The 16834-nt window shown below is 71.5% G+C and carries 14 protein-coding genes and 1 pseudogene; 8 read left to right on the top strand and 7 right to left on the bottom strand.

From position 1 onward, the window contains the following. Positions 1-137 precede the first annotated feature (137 nt). A complete protein-coding gene (locus VK640_11385; protein ID HTE73785.1) occupies positions 138-767 on the top strand; it encodes a hypothetical protein in 630 nt (209 codons plus the stop codon). Between the two features lie 131 nt (positions 768-898). Continuing rightward, positions 899-2080: pseudogene (locus VK640_11380) on the top strand (IS1380 family transposase). 227 nt (positions 2081-2307) lie between these two features. Here VK640_11380 and VK640_11375 read toward each other — a convergent pair. From VK640_11375 to VK640_11350, 6 genes are all read right to left on the bottom strand, one after another. After that, positions 2308-3387, bottom strand: a complete 1080-nt coding sequence (locus tag VK640_11375) for a sulfite oxidase (protein HTE73784.1) — start codon at positions 3385-3387, stop codon at positions 2308-2310. Between the two features lie 42 nt (positions 3388-3429). After that, entirely contained in the window at positions 3430-4290 is an 861-nt protein-coding gene (locus tag VK640_11370; protein ID HTE73783.1) for an enoyl-CoA hydratase/isomerase family protein, read from the bottom strand. Positions 4291-4324: 34 nt separating this feature from the next. Then, a complete protein-coding gene (locus tag VK640_11365; GenBank protein HTE73782.1) occupies positions 4325-5665 on the bottom strand; it encodes a Dyp-type peroxidase in 1341 nt (446 codons plus the stop codon). Between the two features lie 21 nt (positions 5666-5686). After that, complete coding sequence (locus VK640_11360) at positions 5687-6814, bottom strand: DUF4331 family protein (GenBank protein ID HTE73781.1); 1128 nt, start codon at positions 6812-6814, stop codon at positions 5687-5689. A 27-nt stretch (positions 6815-6841) separates the two neighbouring features. Continuing rightward, positions 6842-7390, bottom strand: coding sequence for a hypothetical protein (locus VK640_11355; protein ID HTE73780.1), 549 nt, complete (start codon positions 7388-7390; stop codon positions 6842-6844). A gap of 119 nt (positions 7391-7509) precedes the next feature. Beyond that, positions 7510-8613: a hypothetical protein gene (locus VK640_11350; protein ID HTE73779.1), complete on the bottom strand. Its 1104-nt coding sequence runs from the start codon at positions 8611-8613 to the stop codon at positions 7510-7512. Between the two features lie 125 nt (positions 8614-8738). Between VK640_11350 and VK640_11345 the strand changes: the two genes are divergently transcribed. Together VK640_11345 and VK640_11340 are read left to right on the top strand one after the other, a co-directional pair. Further along, positions 8739-10850, top strand: a complete 2112-nt coding sequence (locus tag VK640_11345) for a hypothetical protein (protein ID HTE73778.1) — start codon at positions 8739-8741, stop codon at positions 10848-10850. An 80-nt stretch (positions 10851-10930) separates the two neighbouring features. After that, the gene (locus VK640_11340) at positions 10931-11056 is read left to right on the top strand and encodes a hypothetical protein (protein ID HTE73777.1); all 126 of its coding nucleotides are present in this window, start codon (positions 10931-10933) and stop codon (positions 11054-11056) included. A gap of 21 nt (positions 11057-11077) precedes the next feature. Here VK640_11340 and VK640_11335 read toward each other — a convergent pair whose 3' ends face one another. Continuing rightward, positions 11078-12508 (bottom strand): MFS transporter, encoded by a 1431-nt coding sequence (locus VK640_11335; protein HTE73776.1) that lies wholly within the window; start codon positions 12506-12508, stop codon positions 11078-11080. Positions 12509-12638: 130 nt separating this feature from the next. Between VK640_11335 and VK640_11330 the strand changes: the two genes are divergently transcribed. The 4 genes from VK640_11330 (at position 12639) to VK640_11315 (ending at position 16827) form a co-directional block, all read left to right on the top strand. Beyond that, positions 12639-13166, top strand: coding sequence for a DUF3558 family protein (locus tag VK640_11330; protein ID HTE73775.1), 528 nt, complete (start codon positions 12639-12641; stop codon positions 13164-13166). A gap of 81 nt (positions 13167-13247) precedes the next feature. Next, positions 13248-14294 carry an ROK family glucokinase gene (locus VK640_11325; GenBank protein ID HTE73774.1) on the top strand — a complete coding sequence of 349 codons (1047 nt, stop codon included), beginning with the start codon at positions 13248-13250 and terminating at the stop codon, positions 14292-14294. Beyond that, complete coding sequence (locus tag VK640_11320) at positions 14291-16204, top strand: wax ester/triacylglycerol synthase family O-acyltransferase (GenBank protein HTE73773.1); 1914 nt, start codon at positions 14291-14293, stop codon at positions 16202-16204. The genes VK640_11325 and VK640_11320 overlap by 4 nt, the downstream gene beginning before the upstream one ends. Continuing rightward, positions 16204-16827: a nucleoside/nucleotide kinase family protein gene (locus VK640_11315; protein HTE73772.1), complete on the top strand. Its 624-nt coding sequence runs from the start codon at positions 16204-16206 to the stop codon at positions 16825-16827. The genes VK640_11320 and VK640_11315 overlap by 1 nt, the downstream gene beginning before the upstream one ends. Positions 16828-16834: the final 7 nt, after the last annotated feature.

The raw sequence follows: 16834 nt of genomic DNA, 5'->3' as shown, positions 1-16834 counted from the left end.
CTCGCGAAGGTGCGCGACATCGGCACCACCTTGCTCTCGGTGGAGGTCATCGCCTCGCCTCACTGAGGTTCTCGTTCCACCAGCCCCCGGCCGCCCGGCCGGAGGTGTCACCCGATCGAAACATTCGGAGAAACCCCATGTCCCAACCCATCCCTTCGACGCTCCATCGCATCGCCGCCGTGGCTGGCGGCGGAAGCGCCGCCATCCTCCTCATCAACGCCGCCAAGCGCGCCGAGGTCATCCCGACCTCAGCGTTCACCCAGCTCGTTGCGCCCCTCGCACAGATCTTGGCCCTGGCGCTGGTCACCGGCCTCTACTTTGCCTTCGGTCGCCGCACGGGCGCCTTCGGCCTGGTCGCCCATCTGCTGAACGCGTTCGCACTGGCGGCGCTGGTCGGCGTGGAGTTCGTGATCAATCTCGTGTTCGCCGATCTCCCTGACCGCACCGTCGAGGCACTCCGCGACGGCACTCTAGGCGTCGCGCTGTCAGTGGCATCCATCTCGTTCCTTCTCGGCACCCTGGCCTTCGTCGCCGCGATGCTCCGCATCCGGGAGGTTCCCACAACGCCGCTCGTCTTCTACGCCGTCGGCGCCGTACCGGTCTCGCTGCGAGCGTTCGTGCCGGAGGCGGCCTTGGACCTCGGGCTCGTCACCATGGCCGTGGGCATCGGTTGGATTTCGATCTGGTTCTTCAACCGGCCTAGCCGTATCACCACTCCGAAAGACCAGGTCGTCTCGGACGTACCTCTGGTCGGGGCGAGCCACTAGCCTCGATCTTTCACCTGTGAGCTGATCCTGTGGTGCGACACGGGCCGTAGAAGCACGGAAGTGCCTGCTCTGCTTGGGATTCTGCTGCTTGTCGAAGGCACAGGATCCGTGAGCCGAGAGGCACTCCGTAGGTGAACAGTATCCGGCGGCCGGGCCGCCTCCAGGTAGTGGCTGGGAGCGAGTCGCTGATCAGCTCGGCCGGCGCCGTGCTGTTGCTGCGTGCGGCACAGGTCAGCGGCCTGGATGAGGGGTTGCGCGAGCAGTTGGCGCCGTGACGTTCGACGCGCGCCGCGCACGATCCGGGCAAGATCGTGCTCGATCTGGCGGTGGCGATCGCACTGGGTGGGGACTGCCTGGCCGACCTGGCGTTGGTGCGGGCGCAGCCGCAGCTGTTTGGGCGGGTGGCCTCCGATCCGACGGTGTCGCGGCTGGTCGCCACCCTGGCTGCGGACGCGCCCGCGGCGTTGCACGCGTTGCGCGCGGCTCGGGCTGCCGCTCGGGCCCGGGTCTGGGCAATGCGGGGCGCCGGTGGGCGAGGACGGGCCGGTCATCCTCGATCTCGACGCCACCCTGGTGGAGGCGCACTCGGAGAAGGAAGGCGCCGCCGCGACCTGGAAACGAGGCTTCGGGTTCCATCCGTTGCTGGCCTTTCTCGACCACGGACCGGGCGGCACCGGTGAGTGCGTCGGGGCGCTGCTGCGCCCGGGCACGGCGACGGCCAACAACGCCGGCGACCACATCGCCGTACTCGCCGAGGCGCTGGCCCAGCTGCCGGCGCAGGTTCGCGACCGGGTCCTGGTGCGTGCTGACAGCGGCGGCGGAGTGCACGCCTTCCTCGATCACCTGCACGCCCGGGGGCTGCGCTACTCCATCGGACTGATGGGCTACCAGCCGGTGCTGGATGCGCTGGACGCGCTGCCCCGACAGGCCTGGAAGGCCGCCCTCGACGAGCACGGCCGACCGCGCGAGGGCGCGCAGGTCGCCGAACTGACCCGCTACCTGCCGCCGACCTACAAGCCGTGGCCGGACGGGATGCGGGTGATCGCCCGCCGGGAACGCCCGCACCCCGGCGCGCAGCTGCGCATCACCCACCGTGACGGCTGGCGGATCACCTGCTTTGCCACCAACGTGCCCGGCGGACGACTCGCCGAGCACGAACGACGGCACCGGCTGCGGGCCCGCGCCGAAGACCGCATCCGCTGCCTGAAGGACACCGGGTGCGCAACCTGCCGCTGCACGACTTCACCGCCAACCAGATATGGCTCGAGCTCGTCGCCCTCGCCGCCGACCTGCTCGCCTGGACCCAACTGCTACACGTACGCCGTGCTGAACCGGATCTTCCACTGGCGAGCGGGCCGACGGGTGCCCGGCTGCCCGCCGCCGGACCAGACCGACGGGGCCTGGCTGGCCTACCTCTGCCACGCGCCGTTGCTGCTCTGGGGCCCGCTGCTCGTCGTAGTCACGGTCGCCTACTCCCGGCGCCGCACGGCGACCTCCACGGCGAGCCGCAACGGCGTCGGCGTCAGGGCTTGAGCCGTCATCATTGACGGTCGACGAAAAGGATCTCGATGGCGTTGTTCCCGTAGCCCAACCGGTTCCACGGTGGCACGTCCGGCTGGACGTTGCCGGCGGCGTCGGTCGCGCGGGCGCGCAGCGTGTGGCGTCCGACGTCGGTGCTGTCCCAGACGTATGACCAGTCCTGCCACTGGTAGGGCCCATTCGGCGGCTCCAGCGACGCGGGGTGCCAGTCGCCCTCACCGGTGAGACTGACGTCGACCCGGGTGACCGGGCCGGTTCCTGACCACGCCTTGCCTCTCACCGTGTGCGCGCCCAGGGGGAGGACCGAGCCGGGAGCGGGGTCGGTGATCCGGGCCCGCACGCGCATGCGGGTCACCGGCTCGTGGGCCCGGTCCGGCCACTCATAGATGTAGTGGCCGGTCTGGAACTCGCCGCTGAACGGCTCCTCGAGCACGTCGATCCGCCTGAGCCACTTCACCGAGGCGACGGCGTACCAGTGCGGTGCGATGATCCGGAACGGTGCGCCGTGATCGGGTGTGAGCGGTTCGCCGTTCATCTCGTAGGCGACCAGGATCGACGACGAAGGGTCGGCCGCCTCGGCGAGTGGGAGCGCACGGACGAACGTGAGGTCGCCCTGGTCGGTGTCCGGGAGGATCGCCTTGAGGTGGTACGGGCCGTGATCGGCGCCTTCGAACCGCACGTCGACTCCCTGGGAGGCCGGCTGGGCGAGCGCGAGGACGTCGCTGAGCAGGGCACCGGTCCATCGCGCGGTCGACACGGCGTAGTCGCCCCACGGCTCCCCGGTCGGGAGAGGTCTCATGTTCAGGCGGCCGTTGCCCGCACATTCCAGGGTCACCGCCTGCTCCCGCGCAGGTAGCGCGCGTAGGTCGTCGAGCGTCAGCGTCGTGGGGATGCCCACGGCACCGCCGATCTCCAGGGTCCCGTCGTGCGTGGGCAGCGCGAAGTTGCTCCGCACGTAGTGCAGGGCGGTGGGGGTGATGTCCCCGACAAGGGCTTCCGGCGGTGCCTCGGCGTTGTAGGGAGCCGGGTTGATCATCTGCAGGGCGGCGCGTGCCGACTCCAGGTCGTCTGCGACTGTCATGTGCTCGGGTCTGCCTCTCACTCGGTCTCGGAAGCCTGAGGCTCAGAAGTCCGCGTCGTCGAAGCTCGGCTCGCGGCTGTCGTTGAAGGCTCCGATCCCCTCCACGCGGTCGGGATGCACGGCCGAGCGCCAATGAGCATCCATCATGATCGCGATCGCCTGCTCGATCGGCTGCCCTTCGCCCAGGTGGACGGCGCGCTTGACCGACTGCACCGCCGTCGGCGAGTTGCCGGCGATCTTCTCCGCGATGCGGCGGGCCGCAGGCATCAGGTCGTCGGGCGGATGGAGCTCGTTGACCATGCCGAGGCGGTGGAGCTCCTGGGCCGGCACCGGGTCGCCGGTCATCAGCATCTGCAGGGCCATGCCTCGCGGGAGCAGACGTGGCAGCAGCGCAGGCGAGCCGCCGCCAGCAGCGAGGCCGAGCATCGCCTCGGGCTGGCCGAACGTCGCGGTCTCGGACGCGATGATGAAGTCGGTGCTCTGAGCCAGCTCGCAGCCGCCGCCGTACGCGATGCCGTTGACGGCAGCGAAGACCGGCTTGCGCAGCTGACGCACGGTGTAGAGGGTGCGGTCGAAGGCCTGACGCTGCCGGAGCCAGTCCTCCTTGGTCATGGACCTGCGCTGTCGAAGGTCGCTGCCGACCGAGAAGGCTCGGTCACCGGCTCCGGTCAGGATCACGACCCGGACGGCGGTCCGCACGGCGATCGTTTCGACAATCTCGGTGAGACGCGCGCCCATCTCCGTGGTGATCGCGTTGTCCGCATGCGGTCGGTTGAGGGTGACCAGTGCCACCCGGCCGCCATCGAGGTGGTCGAGGAGCACGGGGTCCCCGATCTCGTCGCCGTCCGCAGGGGGTGGGCCGAAGTCGAGCGCCTTCCATCGGTCCGTGCCGGATGGGCTCATCGCCACGCGTTCCTCTCCGTTCGGTGCCGAGCGTTCATGTGTCCAGCTCCGCCAGCCAGCGCATGGCCTCGATGCCTGGCGCGAAGAAGTACTCCCCGCCTCGCGTCACGACGAAGGGCGGCAGGTCCTGCAGCTTGCGACGGATCGGACGCCTGGGGATGGTGAAGCCGCCCGACCCGTCGCTCGGTCCGACGAGCGGGTCCTTCTCGAGTGGCGCGCCGATGAAGATGCCGTCGTTGAGCCATTGGGTCTTGACGAACTCGAACTGACGCTTGAGATGTGCCCCGGCGAACACGAAGATGATCCCTCGATCGGCGCCGTCGTCCTCGAGCTCGCCGTCGGGCAGCATGGGTCCGTAGCTCGTCCCGCGCCGGATCATGCGATGCAGCCGTACGTCGACGCTCCCGTCCTGGTGCAGGGAGTCACGGGGGTTGGCCCTCCGCGCGTGCGCGCCGACCGGGCACTTGAACCCACGGGGATCATCGGCGAAGAGAAAGTCGTTGTTGCGCCGGGCATCGGCACCGAGCTCGGGGTCGTCGCGGTCCGGTGCCAGGGCGAGCGGAGCACCGCTCTGCCATCGCCCGACCATCTTCGCGCCGAGAGCATCCGCGTCGGCGCGGCTCGTCGCCCGGTCGCGCAGGTAGCGTCGGTAGGCACCCACCTTCGTGTGCAGCTTCCGGAAGACGACGTACGTGCCGTTGCGCCCCAGGATCTCCGGTGTCGGCGTCGGCGGGAGCTCGCCGGTCTCGTCGGGGTAGCCGAGGATGATCTCGCCGGCCTTGAGAGGTGGTTCCCGGGGACTGGTGCTGGGCCTACCACTGCCTTCGACCGCGGGTTGGCCGATGCCGTCCTTGAAGCCGAAGGAGGTACGCCCAGTAGCGAGCTGGTAGCAGTCCTGACGCCAGAGCACCTCGACCCCCGGCAGCTGCTGGTGGGCTCGGCGTGCCTGGTCAGCGGTCTCCTCGAGCTGAGCAGCGTCGTGAGCGAGAAGCGCGATGGCCACGTGCACGTCGCCACTTCCGAGAGGAGGCTCCCAGTGCTCAGGACTGCTCTCACCGACGTCGCCCAGCAGCGCGGCGCGTGCCGCCATCCCTTCACGGAACTCCGGCGCGAAGCTGTCCAGCGAGGTCTTCGGGACGCCCAGAGCCTCGAGGCCGCGATAGGTGAACCCCACGGTCACCGACGTGTCGTCCCGGCGGTCGGACGTCCGCGCGTCGGCGGCGATCCGATGCAGTCTCCCGACCAGCTCACGTCCGTCTGCCCGGTCCGCGATGCGCAGCATCACATATGCACCGACGTAGGGCGAGGGACGCTCGAACAGCGCACCGGTCTGGATGTCGTCGACCTCGAGCTCGGGATGACTCGTGTCGGTCATGGCTTCACGTGCCTTCCGGCGCTAGTGGTGCTCAGGGGGCGCGGGCGGGTTCTCGTTGGGCGGCGCCAGGTAAGGGAAGGTGCTCGTGGCCGGGCACGTGGCCGTGTCTACACCGTCGCGGATGACCGGCCCGTGGCCGCCGTTGACGAGCTGGGTGAAGACCTGGTCCATCACGTCGTCGTTCAAGGTGCGTCCACCGCAGGTCTGGTGCGGCTCACCGCGTCGAGCTGCGAGCTCGATGTCGAGGAACGACCCTCGCTCGACGTAAGGCCTGGAGACGTCGACGACGAGGAAGTCGGCGAGGACAAGGTCGGTCAACGGGTGGTTGCCATCTCCGTCCGTCGGCCAGTCCACCTTGCCGTCAAGGCCGTCCCAGAAGGCGAGGTTCGCGTTCAGGCGCGCACGGTACGCGCCCGCGTACGAGCTGCCCAGGTGGAACGCGTCCTCCATGTTGTAGAGGTCACGCAGCTCGAGGTCCCGGTTCACCGGGTCGAACTCCTTCGACGCCAGCATCATGTTCTTCACCTCCGGACGGCCGACCCGCTCGATCCGGACGTTGACCTTGCCTCTTGTCAGGGTCTCTGCGACGACTCCCACGAGTCCGATGCCTCCGAGCAGCCGGGCATCCATCTCGACGACGACGCTCAACACGTTCTTGCCGTCCAGGAAGATCGAGCCGGGATCGCTGAACGCCAGCTTGTGCGTCGCGAGCGTCGTCAGGGCGGCGCGGGCGTCCATGATGAACGGGTCCCAGCGCACGCCGGCGAAGACCCGCAAGCCGGCGCCAGCACCTCCGCTCGGGTCGTTCACGCGGAAGGAGACCGACTGGCCGGTCGACGAGGTGCAGGCGCCTTCCTGGACGTGACCGTCACCGTCGGGCCCCGGCGTGGAGAAGACACAGTCGAGCACGTACTCGTCCTCCGCCGGGACGAACTTCCATCCGGAGTCCGCGCCCGGCAGCTCGAGCGGCCGCACCCTGAAGCGGTAGAGGAGTCCCTCCGAGAACAGGTCGGTGGGCCTGGCCATCGGGAGCGTGTTCATGACGAGCACCAGGCGACCCGCCTGCTGCGGGCTCGGGAAGGCGTACACGTCGGTGATGTCCGCGATCGGGTCGGCGAGGGCGCGCGGCCCGGAGATGTGGTCCGACATCGGATGGGAGCCCGTATCGCTGAGTCGCTAGTCCCCGGCCTCGTCCAGCAGCGGCTTCATCGCTGGATGCTCGAGAAGGTCGGCGGCCGCCGGGTGGTCGAGAACCTGCTGGAAGGCTGCGCTCACGCGTTGGGCCTTGCGGATCTCCTTGACCGTGCCGGGGTAGTTGCGAGCGTACGCCGCGGCCGTCTGCTCGGCGCCGAGGACGAAGGTCTTGACTGCGGCGACATCCGGCAGGCCGTCATAGCCCTCCACGTGGCGGAAGATCACGTCGAACAGCGCCAGAGTCGGCCCGGACGTGAAGAAGTCCTCCATGTAGGCGTCCCACGGGCCGTCGAAGCTGGTGATGAAGGCGAGCCTGCTGTCCTCGTCGAAGAGCACGAAGCGTGCCTCGTGGATGGACTGGATGGCCATGCCGTAGTCGCCCGGCCGGTAGCCCGGGGTGTCCTGCAGCTCCGCTAGCGCCTGGCGCAGCGGACCTCCCTGGCCGGGCTTGACCTGGAAGAACAAGCTGAACTCACTGGTGGTACCGACGCTCAGACCCGGGTGAGACGGTCCGGACAGGGAAACGGTCATCGGTGCCTCCACTGGAAAGTCAACGCAACGAAACCTACGCTTCACCCAGAGGGACGCACCTCGTCCGGTTTGGGTGATGCGAGGCGCCCGTGCACGCTTTCGCGGAATGTGTGATGCGGTCACGCAGCGGTGCGCGCCGCCCAGTCGCGTCGCCGCAGCGCGTTGACCGGCGAGTAGCGGTCGAACAGCGACACGACCAGGGTCAGCAGCAGGAGGAAGAACATGGTCACCGGCAGGTCGATCCGGGGCTCGCCGGGCAGGACGAAGCGCACCAGCAGGACGAAGAGCAGGTTCACCGCCGCCAGGGCCAGGAAGGACGACCAGGCCGCGTCGAAGCCACGGCCGGCCCTGGCGGCGCCCAGGCCCACGGCCGAGTCCACCGTGACCAGCACGCCGACGGCCAGGGCGATCTGCACGGTGCTCGCCTCCACGCCCGGCAGGATGCTGGCGAAGATCGCCGTGACCAGGGTTATGAGGACGACCTTCTCCAGAAGCAGGAGGTCGAACACGGTGCCCCTGGCGAGGCGGCCTGCCCGGCGGGCCTCCCGCCGACCCAGGCCGCCGGGGAGGTCCTCGGAGCGCACCTGCAACGCGTGGTCGCGCGGTCGCAGCCGTGGCCGGACCACGAACCAGAGCACGGCGGCGCCGACCAGGATGGCGATGACGACCGCGACACCGAACCAGACGTGGTCGCGCACCGCATCGGTGAAGTCCAGCTGGGCGACGTGGATCCACCACTCCTGCGGCAGCTTGACGAACACCCAGATCGCGGCGGCGGTCAGCGCCCACGCCCGGGTGGACACCGACTGCGGTCGCCACAGCAGCGCGACCGCCGACAGCGCGATGAAGAAGTACTCGAACGTGTTGGGGAAGACGAGCAGCAGCGTCCGGTACTGCGCGCCGGTGAGCTCGAAGACGGCGACGCCCACCAGCCGGTAGTAGAACAGCCCGCGCGAGATCTCGAACGCGCCGATGTGCGCCCAGTTGCGCATGGTCGAGACGTACGCGAGGGCGAGGTAGTAGACGTCGAGCGCCTTGTCGTAGGACTGGTAGTAGGTCAGGTCGATGTCGGTGAACGTCTGGAACACCGTCTGGTCCACCGCGTCGATGACCAGGCTGGCCAGGATCGACGGTAGCGGGAACCGGAAGACCAGCAGCGGCACGAGCAGGCGCACGGCGAGGACGACGCCGAAGATCGTGGCGTCGCCCGCACTGCCGTCCATCGTCGCTCTCTCTCGTCGCTCGCCGTCCGGTCCGCGGTGCCTCAACCTGGCAGACAGCTGCATGCGGCGTCCCGGACATGACCGAGTCCGGTGCCTTCGGGGCCGATCTCCACCATGCTGAGCGGGTGACGGACGGCGCGCACCCACGACGGCGCACGGTCGCCGGCTGGCTCCTCGTCGTCTTCGCCTCCGTGAGCGCCGGTGTCGGCCTGCTCGCGTCGTGGGCCGACTCCAGTCTGGCCAGCTCGAGCGGCTTCGCCGACCGCGCCACGGCCGCGCTCGCCGACGACGAGGTCAACGACCTGCTCGCCAACCGGCTGGTCGACCGGTTCGCCGCCGACACCCGGCTCGCCACGAGCGCCCGCCCGGTCGCCGTCGGGCTGGCCGACGCGGTGCTGGAGAGCGACCAGTTCGCCGGGGTGTTCCACGCCGCCGTGCGCACCGCGCACGAGCAGCTGGTGGCCGACCGGGACGACTCGGTGGTGCTGGCACTGGCCGACGCGGCGCCGCTCCTCCTGCCCTCGCTAGCTCCCGAACAGGCCGACACCATCACCTCGTCGTCGGACGCCGTGGTGGCGATCGTCGACAACCCGGTGATCGTCGCCGCCGCGCACCTGCTGCCCGTGGCCCGCACCATCGCCTGGGTCTGCCTCGGGCTGTGGCTGGCGTGCTCCGCGGGCGCGGTCGCCCTGCTCGGTCCGCCCCGGCGTGGGCTGCGCCGGCTCGGCACCGGGCTGATGGTGACCGGAGCCGTCCTCGGCGTGGGTCTCGTCCTCCTCCGACTGGAGGCCGGTCGCCTGGTCGCGGCGGACGTGTCCGCCGCCGTCGAGTCGCTGGTGCGCGCGTTCACCGCACCGCTGCTGGCCGAGGCCGAACTGCTCCTGGTGCTCGGAGCCGTGGTCGTGATGGCGACGAGCAGCCGCCCGCCGACCGTCGCCGTGCTGGCCGAGCACGTGCGGGTCCGCTACGCGGCGTGGCACGACAACCGGCTGGCACAGGGTGTCGTGCTGACCGGCACCCTCCTGCTGTCCTGGTGGCTGCTCGCCGCTCCGCTCGACGCGCTGACCGTGCTGGCCCGGCTGGCCGGACTGGTCCTCGGCGCGGTCGCCGTGCTCATCGTCCTGGGAGAGCTGACGAGGCTGCTCGACCGCGGCCGCTCGACCGGTCCGGTGCAGGGCGCCGTCCGGGGCTTCAGCACCGCAGCTCTGACCGTGGTGACGGTGGTGGTGGTGGTCGCGACCGTCGCGACCGCGGCGCTGCTGCCCGACGCGACTGTGCCCGACCCGCCGGTCGCTGACCCCGATCACAACGGCTGCAACGGGTCGATCGACCTGTGCGACCGCCGGCTGGACCAGGTCGCGCTGGCCGGCAGCCACAACGCGATGGCCACGACCGCGGCTCCGGGCTGGTTCCTCGCCGAGCAGCGGCTCAGCGTCGTCGGTCAGCTGGCCTCCGGCGTGCACGCGCTGATGCTCGACGTCTACCCCGGCTGGCGCAGCGGAGGGGTGGTGCGGACGGACATCCGTCGCAAGGAGACCCTGGCGGCCGCCGAGGACGAGCTCACCGCCGAAAGTCGTGCCGCGCTCGCGCGGCTCTCCGTCACCGCCGGAGCCGTCCCGGACGAGGGCGACGACGTGCGGGCCTACCTCTGCCACGGCTACTGCGAGCTCGGCGCCACCGACCTGATCGAGTCGCTGCAGGGCATCGACGACTACCTGGCGCAGAACCCGGAGCAGGTCGTCGTGCTGATCCTGCAGGACTACCTGACCGCGGCGGAGACCGAGAAGGTGTTCGAGCAGGCGGGCGTCCTCGACCGCGTCTGGCCGCTCTCGGTGGACGAGCCGTTGCCGCTGCTGCGCGACCTGGTCGAGTCGGGGCGCACGCTCGTCGTCACGAGCGAGAACCACGGCGGCGAGTTGCCGTGGATGCCTGACTTCTACGCGATCGCGGAGGAGACGCCGTACGACTGGCCCAGCGCCGAGGCCTTCGCGTGCGAGCCGGCGCGCGGCGGCACCGACAAGCCGCTCTTCCTGGTCAACCACTGGATCAGCAACACCTCGTCGCCGATCGCCAACGCCCGGGTGGCCAACACCATCGACGAGCTGGAGCGCCGCATCGCCCAGTGCCGGACCGAGCGCGGCCGGGCACCGACGATCCTGGCAGTGGACTTCGTGGACATCGGTGACGTGGTGCCGGTCGTGGACGGGCTCAACGCGTCGGGCGAGCTGGCCCGCTGAAGCGGACCCTCGGGGAGGCATCCGCCCGCGGATCGGGGACAGAAGCCCGTCGGACACGTCAGCCGAGCAGAGGACCCGTCGTGCGTCACATCCCGGAGAAGCGCCAGGACATCAAGCCGCCCGCCGGCATCGCGCCGCTGCTCCTCGCGGTGGCCTTCGTCCTGGTCCTCGTCGCCGTCGTCGTGGGGGTCGCGACGGCCGCCTGACCGTCGTGGCCGCGGTCCGGATCAGGCCGCGGCCGGCTCGACCGCCTCGTCCGCGACGTGCCAGGCCCGGGGCGAACCGGCCCGCGGGATCAGCAGGGTGGCCACCAGGGCCAGCAGCGCGGCCGCCGCGGAGAAGGCGAAGGTGGCGGCGTAGGCACCCTCGGTCGGGAGCGGGCTGCCCGGGATGGTGTGGGTCGACAGGATGGCCGACGCGACGGCGGCCCCGAACGACCCGCCCACGGTGCGGGTGACCGTGTTGATGCCGGACGCGATGCCCACCTCGCTCTGGTCGACGGCGCCGACGACGAGGTTGGCCATCGAGGCCAGCGACAGGGTGAGCCCGGCGCCGAACAGCGCGCCGAGCACCACGAAGTGCCACGGATGGGCGTGCGCCGCGGCCATGCCCGCGAAGGCCACCGCGGCGAGACCGGTCCCGGCGGCGAGGACGACGCGCGAGCCGAAGCGGCCCTCGAGACGGCCGACGAACGCCCCGGTCAGCAGCTGCGCCGCAGCCACCGGCACAAGAAGGAGGCCGGCCGCCGTGACGGAGGCGCCGAACCCGTAGCCGGCGGACTCCGGAGCCTGGGCGAACTGCGGGATGGCCAGGAAGCTGGCGAACATCGAGACCCCGACCAGCAGCCCGGCCAGGTTGGTGGCCGCGACGACCGGCCGGCGCAGCACGGCCATGGAGATCAGCGGCTCGCGCACCCGCGCCTCGGTGACCACCCAGACGCCGAGCACCGCGACCCCGACGACGAGCAGACCGATCGTCCGTGCGGAGCCCCAGCCCCAGCTGCCGGACTGGCTCACGCCGAGCAGCAGGGCGGTGAGCGCGACCGAGAGCAGCCCGGCGCCGAGCCAGTCGATGCGGGCGCTGGCGGCGACCGGGCCCCGGGGGATGACCCGCCACGCCGCCACGGCGGCCGGGAGGGCTACCAGGTTGACCCAGAAGATCATCGAGACGTCGCCGTGGTCGAGGATCACGCCCGATAGCGGCAGCCCGATCCCGCCGCCGATCCCGAACACCGCGCTGACGATGCCCAGCGCGTGCGGGACCCGCTCCCGGGGGAACGTGTCGCGCACGATGCCGAACGCCAGCGGGAACACCCCGCCCGCGACACCCTGGAGCACCCGGCCGGCGACGAGCACCCCGAGCGAGTCGGCGAAGGCGTTGACCACCCCGCCGGCCGTGAAGATCAGCAGGACGACGGCCAGCACCCGGCCGCGGCCGTGCACGTCGCCGAGCTTGCCGACGATCGGCGTGGAGACCGACGCCGAGAGCAGGAAGCCGGTCAGCAGCCAGGAGGTCGCCGCGGTCGAGGCGCCCACCTCGGCCGCGATGGCCGGGATGGCCGGGATGACGACGGTCTGCGCGAGGGAGAACGAGACGCAGGCCGTGATCAGGACGGCCATGACCTCGCGCGTGTTGACGGTCTGCGGGCGTGGGTCCACGAGGGGTGCCAAGGACCGGCACCGGGGCGGTATTCCCGTACGACCGAGACTCAGGGGCAGGCAGGCAGGTCGGACAGCTGGGTAGTCACTACTCTCGTCGCCCGGTCACCGGGGACGCACGCTCAGGGTCATGACGACAACACGCCTCCGCTCTGCCCACCTGTCCATCGCCGCCACCGCCCTGGCGCTGGGGACCCTCACCGCCTGCGGCGGGTCCGACCCGTCCCCGTCGCCCGCCGCCGACGACGTCGCTGAAGCCGCCGGCTCGGCCGCCGCGCCCGCCGGGTCGGACACGCTCGACCCCTGCGCACTGGTCAGCGCCGCCGACCTGGGGGCGGCCCTCGGCACCGACGTTTCGGTGGACGGGCCGGCCACCGAGCAGTTCCGCGGCCGGACCTGCGACTTCGTCTTCCCGCTCGAGAGCCCGGTGCTCGACGAGGGCCGGCTCACCGTCAGCGCCTGGCACGGCGCGGAGTTCTTCCTGCCCGGCACGATCGGCCCTCACCTCGCCGGCATCGGCGACGCGGCGCAGGACGACAGCGACCACGGCATCGTGCTCTTCCGCAAGGGCGACGAGGTCGTGCAGGTGCACGTGCTCGCGCCGGGGCTGCAGAAGGCGTCGCTGGACATCGCCCGGCAGGCGGCGAGCGCGGTCTGAGCCCGTCGGTACGCTGCCGAGGTGACCGAGCGACGACCTACCCTGCTCGGTCGCCCGCCGCGGGACGAGTCGGCCCGGCCGATGCGGGTCAGCTCGCTGAGCTCGCAGCTGCTCACCGTCGGCGTGGACATCGGCGGCACCAAGGTCGCGGCCGGTGTCGTCGACCGTACCGGGGCGGTCATCGACGTCGTACGCCGTGACACCCCGCACCGCAGCACGACGCCGGACGTGGTCGAGGACACCATCGTCGACGCGGTGCTCGACCTCACGAAGCGGCACGACGTCCACGCCGTCGGCATCGGCGCGGCCGGCTTCATCGACGCGACCCGCTCGCACGTCCTCTTCGCGCCGCACCTGTCCTGGCGGGACGAACCGCTGCGTGAGGCGATCAGCAGCCGGCTCCGGCTGCCGGTGGTGGTCGAGAACGACGCCAACGCCGCGCTGTGGGGGGAGTGGCGCTTCGGGGCGGCCCGCGGCGCGACCCACGCGGTGTGCGTGAACCTCGGCACCGGCATCGGCGGCGCGATCCTCACCAACGGCACCCTGCAGCGCGGCCGGTACGGCGTGGCCGGCGAGTTCGGCCACATGCAGGTCGTGCCGCAGGGCCGGCGCTGCGAGTGCGGCAACCGGGGCTGCTGGGAGCAGTACGCCTCGGGCAACGTCCTGGTCCGCGAGGCGCGCGAGCTGGCCGCCTCCGGGTCGCCGATGGCGCACGCGCTGCTCGAACGGGTCGACGGCGACCCGACGCTGCTCACCGGGCCGCTGGTCACCGAGGTGGCGCGGGCCGGCGACCCGGCCGCGATCGAGCTCTTCGAGGAGGTCGGCCACTGGCTGGGGGTCGGCATCGCCAACCTGGCCGCCGCCCTGGACCCGGGGTCGTTCGTGGTCGGGGGAGGGGTGTCGGAGGCCGGCGTGCTGCTGCTGGGGCCGGCCCGCGAGAGCTTCCAGCGCACCCTGACCGGTCGGCGCTACCGGCCGGAGGCCGAGATCGTCCAGGCCGCCCTGGGTAACCAGGCCGGACTGGTGGGGGCCGCCGACCTGGCCCGGCCCTTCGCCCGACGCTTCCGCCGGGCCAGGGCTCGCGCCGCGGACCGTCGCGAGCGGCGCTACGGGAGCCGCTACCAGTGACGCCGCCGATGCGGATGTCCAACGTCGACGCCGCGTGGCTCGGCATGGACGCTCCGGACAACCTGATGATGGTCACCGGTGTGCTGTGGCTCGACGAGCCGGTCGACCGCGAGCGGCTGGCCGAGGTGGTCCGCAAGCGTCTGCTCGATCCCTACCCCAAGTTCTCGATGCGGGCGCTGCCCACCCGCACGCCGTTCGAGCAGCCGGTCTGGACCGACGACCCGGACTTCGACCTCGACCGCCACCTGGTGGACGGCGGCGAGTGCACCGGGGACGACGGGCTCGCCGCGCTGGTCAGCGACCTGCTCGGCCGGCCCCTGGACATGACCCGACCGCCGTGGCAGCTGCAGGTCGTCTCGGTGCAGGGCGGCGACGGCCCGCGGACGGCGCTCGTGGCCCGGCTGCACCACTGCATCGCCGACGGCATCGCGCTGGCGGGCGTGCTGCTGTCGCTGACCGACGACCAGCCGGCGCCATCACAGGAGACACCGCCGGAGTCATCGCCGGAGACATCGCCGGAGACATCGCCGGAGACATCGCCGGGGGCCTTACCGGCACAGGTGCCGGCCGCGACCACCGACCTGCGTGACCCGCGACGGCCCGGGCTGGTGCGCCGGGTGACCGACGGGACGCAGGACGTCGCCGAGGTGACTGGCATCGACGTGCTGCCGCACGGGATCCGGCAGGCGGTCGGGGCGGTCCGCTTCACCTGGCGGGTGGTGGCGACCGGGCTGTCGCTGGTCTTCGCCAGCCGTGACCCGCGCACCCGGCTCAGCGGCCGGATCGGCACCCGCAAGGTGGCGGCGTGGTGCGACCCGATCGACCTGCGGCTGGTCAAGCGGCTCGCGGCCGCGCTCGACGTCACGGTCAACGACGTACTGCTCGCCGTCACTGCCGGCGCGCTGCGCTCTCACCTGATGGCGCACGGCGACCGGCCGCACGACCTGCGGATCTTCGTGCCGGTGGACCTGCGACCGCGTGGCGAGCCGGTGCCGGCCAGCCTGGGCAACCGCTTCGGCCTGGTGTTCCTGCGGCTGCCGGTAGCCGAGCCCGACGTCGTCGCCCGGGTGCACGCGGTGCACGAGCGGATTGGCCGGGTCAAGGGCGCGGCGCAGGCGGCGTCGACCTTCGCGCTGCTGACCGTCGTCGGCGCGCTGCCGTCGTGGGGTCACCGGCTGGCGGTGCGGCTGCTCGGCTCCAAGTCGAGCGCCGTGGTCACCAACGTCCCCGGCCCGCGGGAGCCGGTGTGGCTGGCCGACGCTCGGGTGACCCGCGTCGTCTTCTGGGTGCCGCAGGCCGGCTCGGTCGGGCTGGGGGTGAGCATCCTGAGCTACGCGGGTGACGTCACGGTCGGGGTCGCGGCCGACCACAACCTGGTGCCCGACCCCGGCGAGCTGACCTCGGCGGTCCGGGACGAGGTCGACGCGCTCGTCCGCCGGGTGCTACCGGTCGACGCCGAGGTCACCTACGAGGAGCGGGCGTTCGAATCGCCGGAGTCGCAGGCGCTGGTCGCCGAGGTGCAGCAGGAGTACGTGCGGCGCTACGGCGGTCGGGACGAGACCCGCGTGGACCCGGCCGAGTTCGCGGCGCCGGACGGCACCTTCCTGGTGGCGCTCGTCAGCGGGGAGACGATCGGCTGCGCGGGCCTGCGCCGGCACGACGACGGTGCGGTGGAGGTGAAGCGGATGTTCGTCCGGGTCGAGCACCGGCGCCGCGGGCACGCCCGGCGGATGCTCACCGCCCTGGAGGACTGGGCCCGGGACCGCGGGGCGACCCGGGTGGTGCTCGAGACCGGGACGGCGCAGCCCGAGGCGATCGCGCTCTACGAGTCGGCGGGCTACCTGCCGACCGACGGCTTCGGGCACTACCGGGACTCGCCGTTGTCGCGGTCGTTCGCGAAGGACCTCTAGTGCACGGCGACCTGGTCGACCGCGCGGTCGCATTGTGCGCCGGGGGCCGGGCGCTGCTCGGCCTGGTCGGCTGCCCCGGGGCCGGCAAGACGACGGTCGCCGAGCACCTGGTCGGGGCCACCCGCGCCGCGCTGGGCGACGACGCCGTGGCGCACGTGCCGATGGACGGCTTCCACCTGGCCGACCGTCAGCTGGACCGGCTGGGCCTGCGCGATCGCAAGGGGGCGCCGGAGACCTTCGACGTCGACGGGTACGTCGCGCTGCTCCGTCGGCTGCTCGACCCGGCCGAGGGGCGCACCGTCTACGGCCCGGTCTTCGAGCGCGACCTCGAGCAGGCGCTCGCCGGCGCCGTCGCCGTCGGGCCCGCCGTGCGGCTCGTCGTGACCGAGGGCAACTACCTGCTCCTCGACCGGCCGGGCTGGCGCGACCTCACGGAGGTGCTGACCGAGACGTGGTTCGTCGAGGTCGACGACGAGGAGCGGGTACGTCGCCTGGTCGCTCGGCACGAGCTGTTCGGCAAGTCGCACGACGCCGCAGCTTCCTGGGTGGCCACGGTGGACGAGCCGAACGCCGCGCTGGTCCGGAGCACTCGGGAGCGGGCAGATCTCGTCGTCACCGCGTGAAAGGCCG

Source organism: Actinomycetes bacterium, from assembly GCA_035489715.1.
Classification (GTDB): Bacteria; Actinomycetota; Actinomycetes; order JACCUZ01; family JACCUZ01; genus DATHAP01.
This window is presented reverse-complemented; position numbering and strand designations above follow the sequence as displayed.

Coding starts and splice junctions, on each gene's coding strand:
- VK640_11365 (HTE73782.1), bottom strand. CDS start 5,665: ATGACCGACACGAGTCATCCCGAGCTCGAGGTCGACGACATCCAGACC.
- VK640_11325 (HTE73774.1), top strand. CDS start 13,248: ATGCGGGTCAGCTCGCTGAGCTCGCAGCTGCTCACCGTCGGCGTGGAC.
- VK640_11370 (HTE73783.1), bottom strand. CDS start 4,290: ATGAGCCCATCCGGCACGGACCGATGGAAGGCGCTCGACTTCGGCCCA.
- VK640_11350 (HTE73779.1), bottom strand. CDS start 8,613: ATGGACGGCAGTGCGGGCGACGCCACGATCTTCGGCGTCGTCCTCGCC.
- VK640_11375 (HTE73784.1), bottom strand. CDS start 3,387: ATGACAGTCGCAGACGACCTGGAGTCGGCACGCGCCGCCCTGCAGATG.
- VK640_11360 (HTE73781.1), bottom strand. CDS start 6,814: ATGTCGGACCACATCTCCGGGCCGCGCGCCCTCGCCGACCCGATCGCG.
- VK640_11355 (HTE73780.1), bottom strand. CDS start 7,390: ATGACCGTTTCCCTGTCCGGACCGTCTCACCCGGGTCTGAGCGTCGGT.
- VK640_11330 (HTE73775.1), top strand. CDS start 12,639: ATGACGACAACACGCCTCCGCTCTGCCCACCTGTCCATCGCCGCCACC.
- VK640_11385 (HTE73785.1), top strand. CDS start 138: ATGTCCCAACCCATCCCTTCGACGCTCCATCGCATCGCCGCCGTGGCT.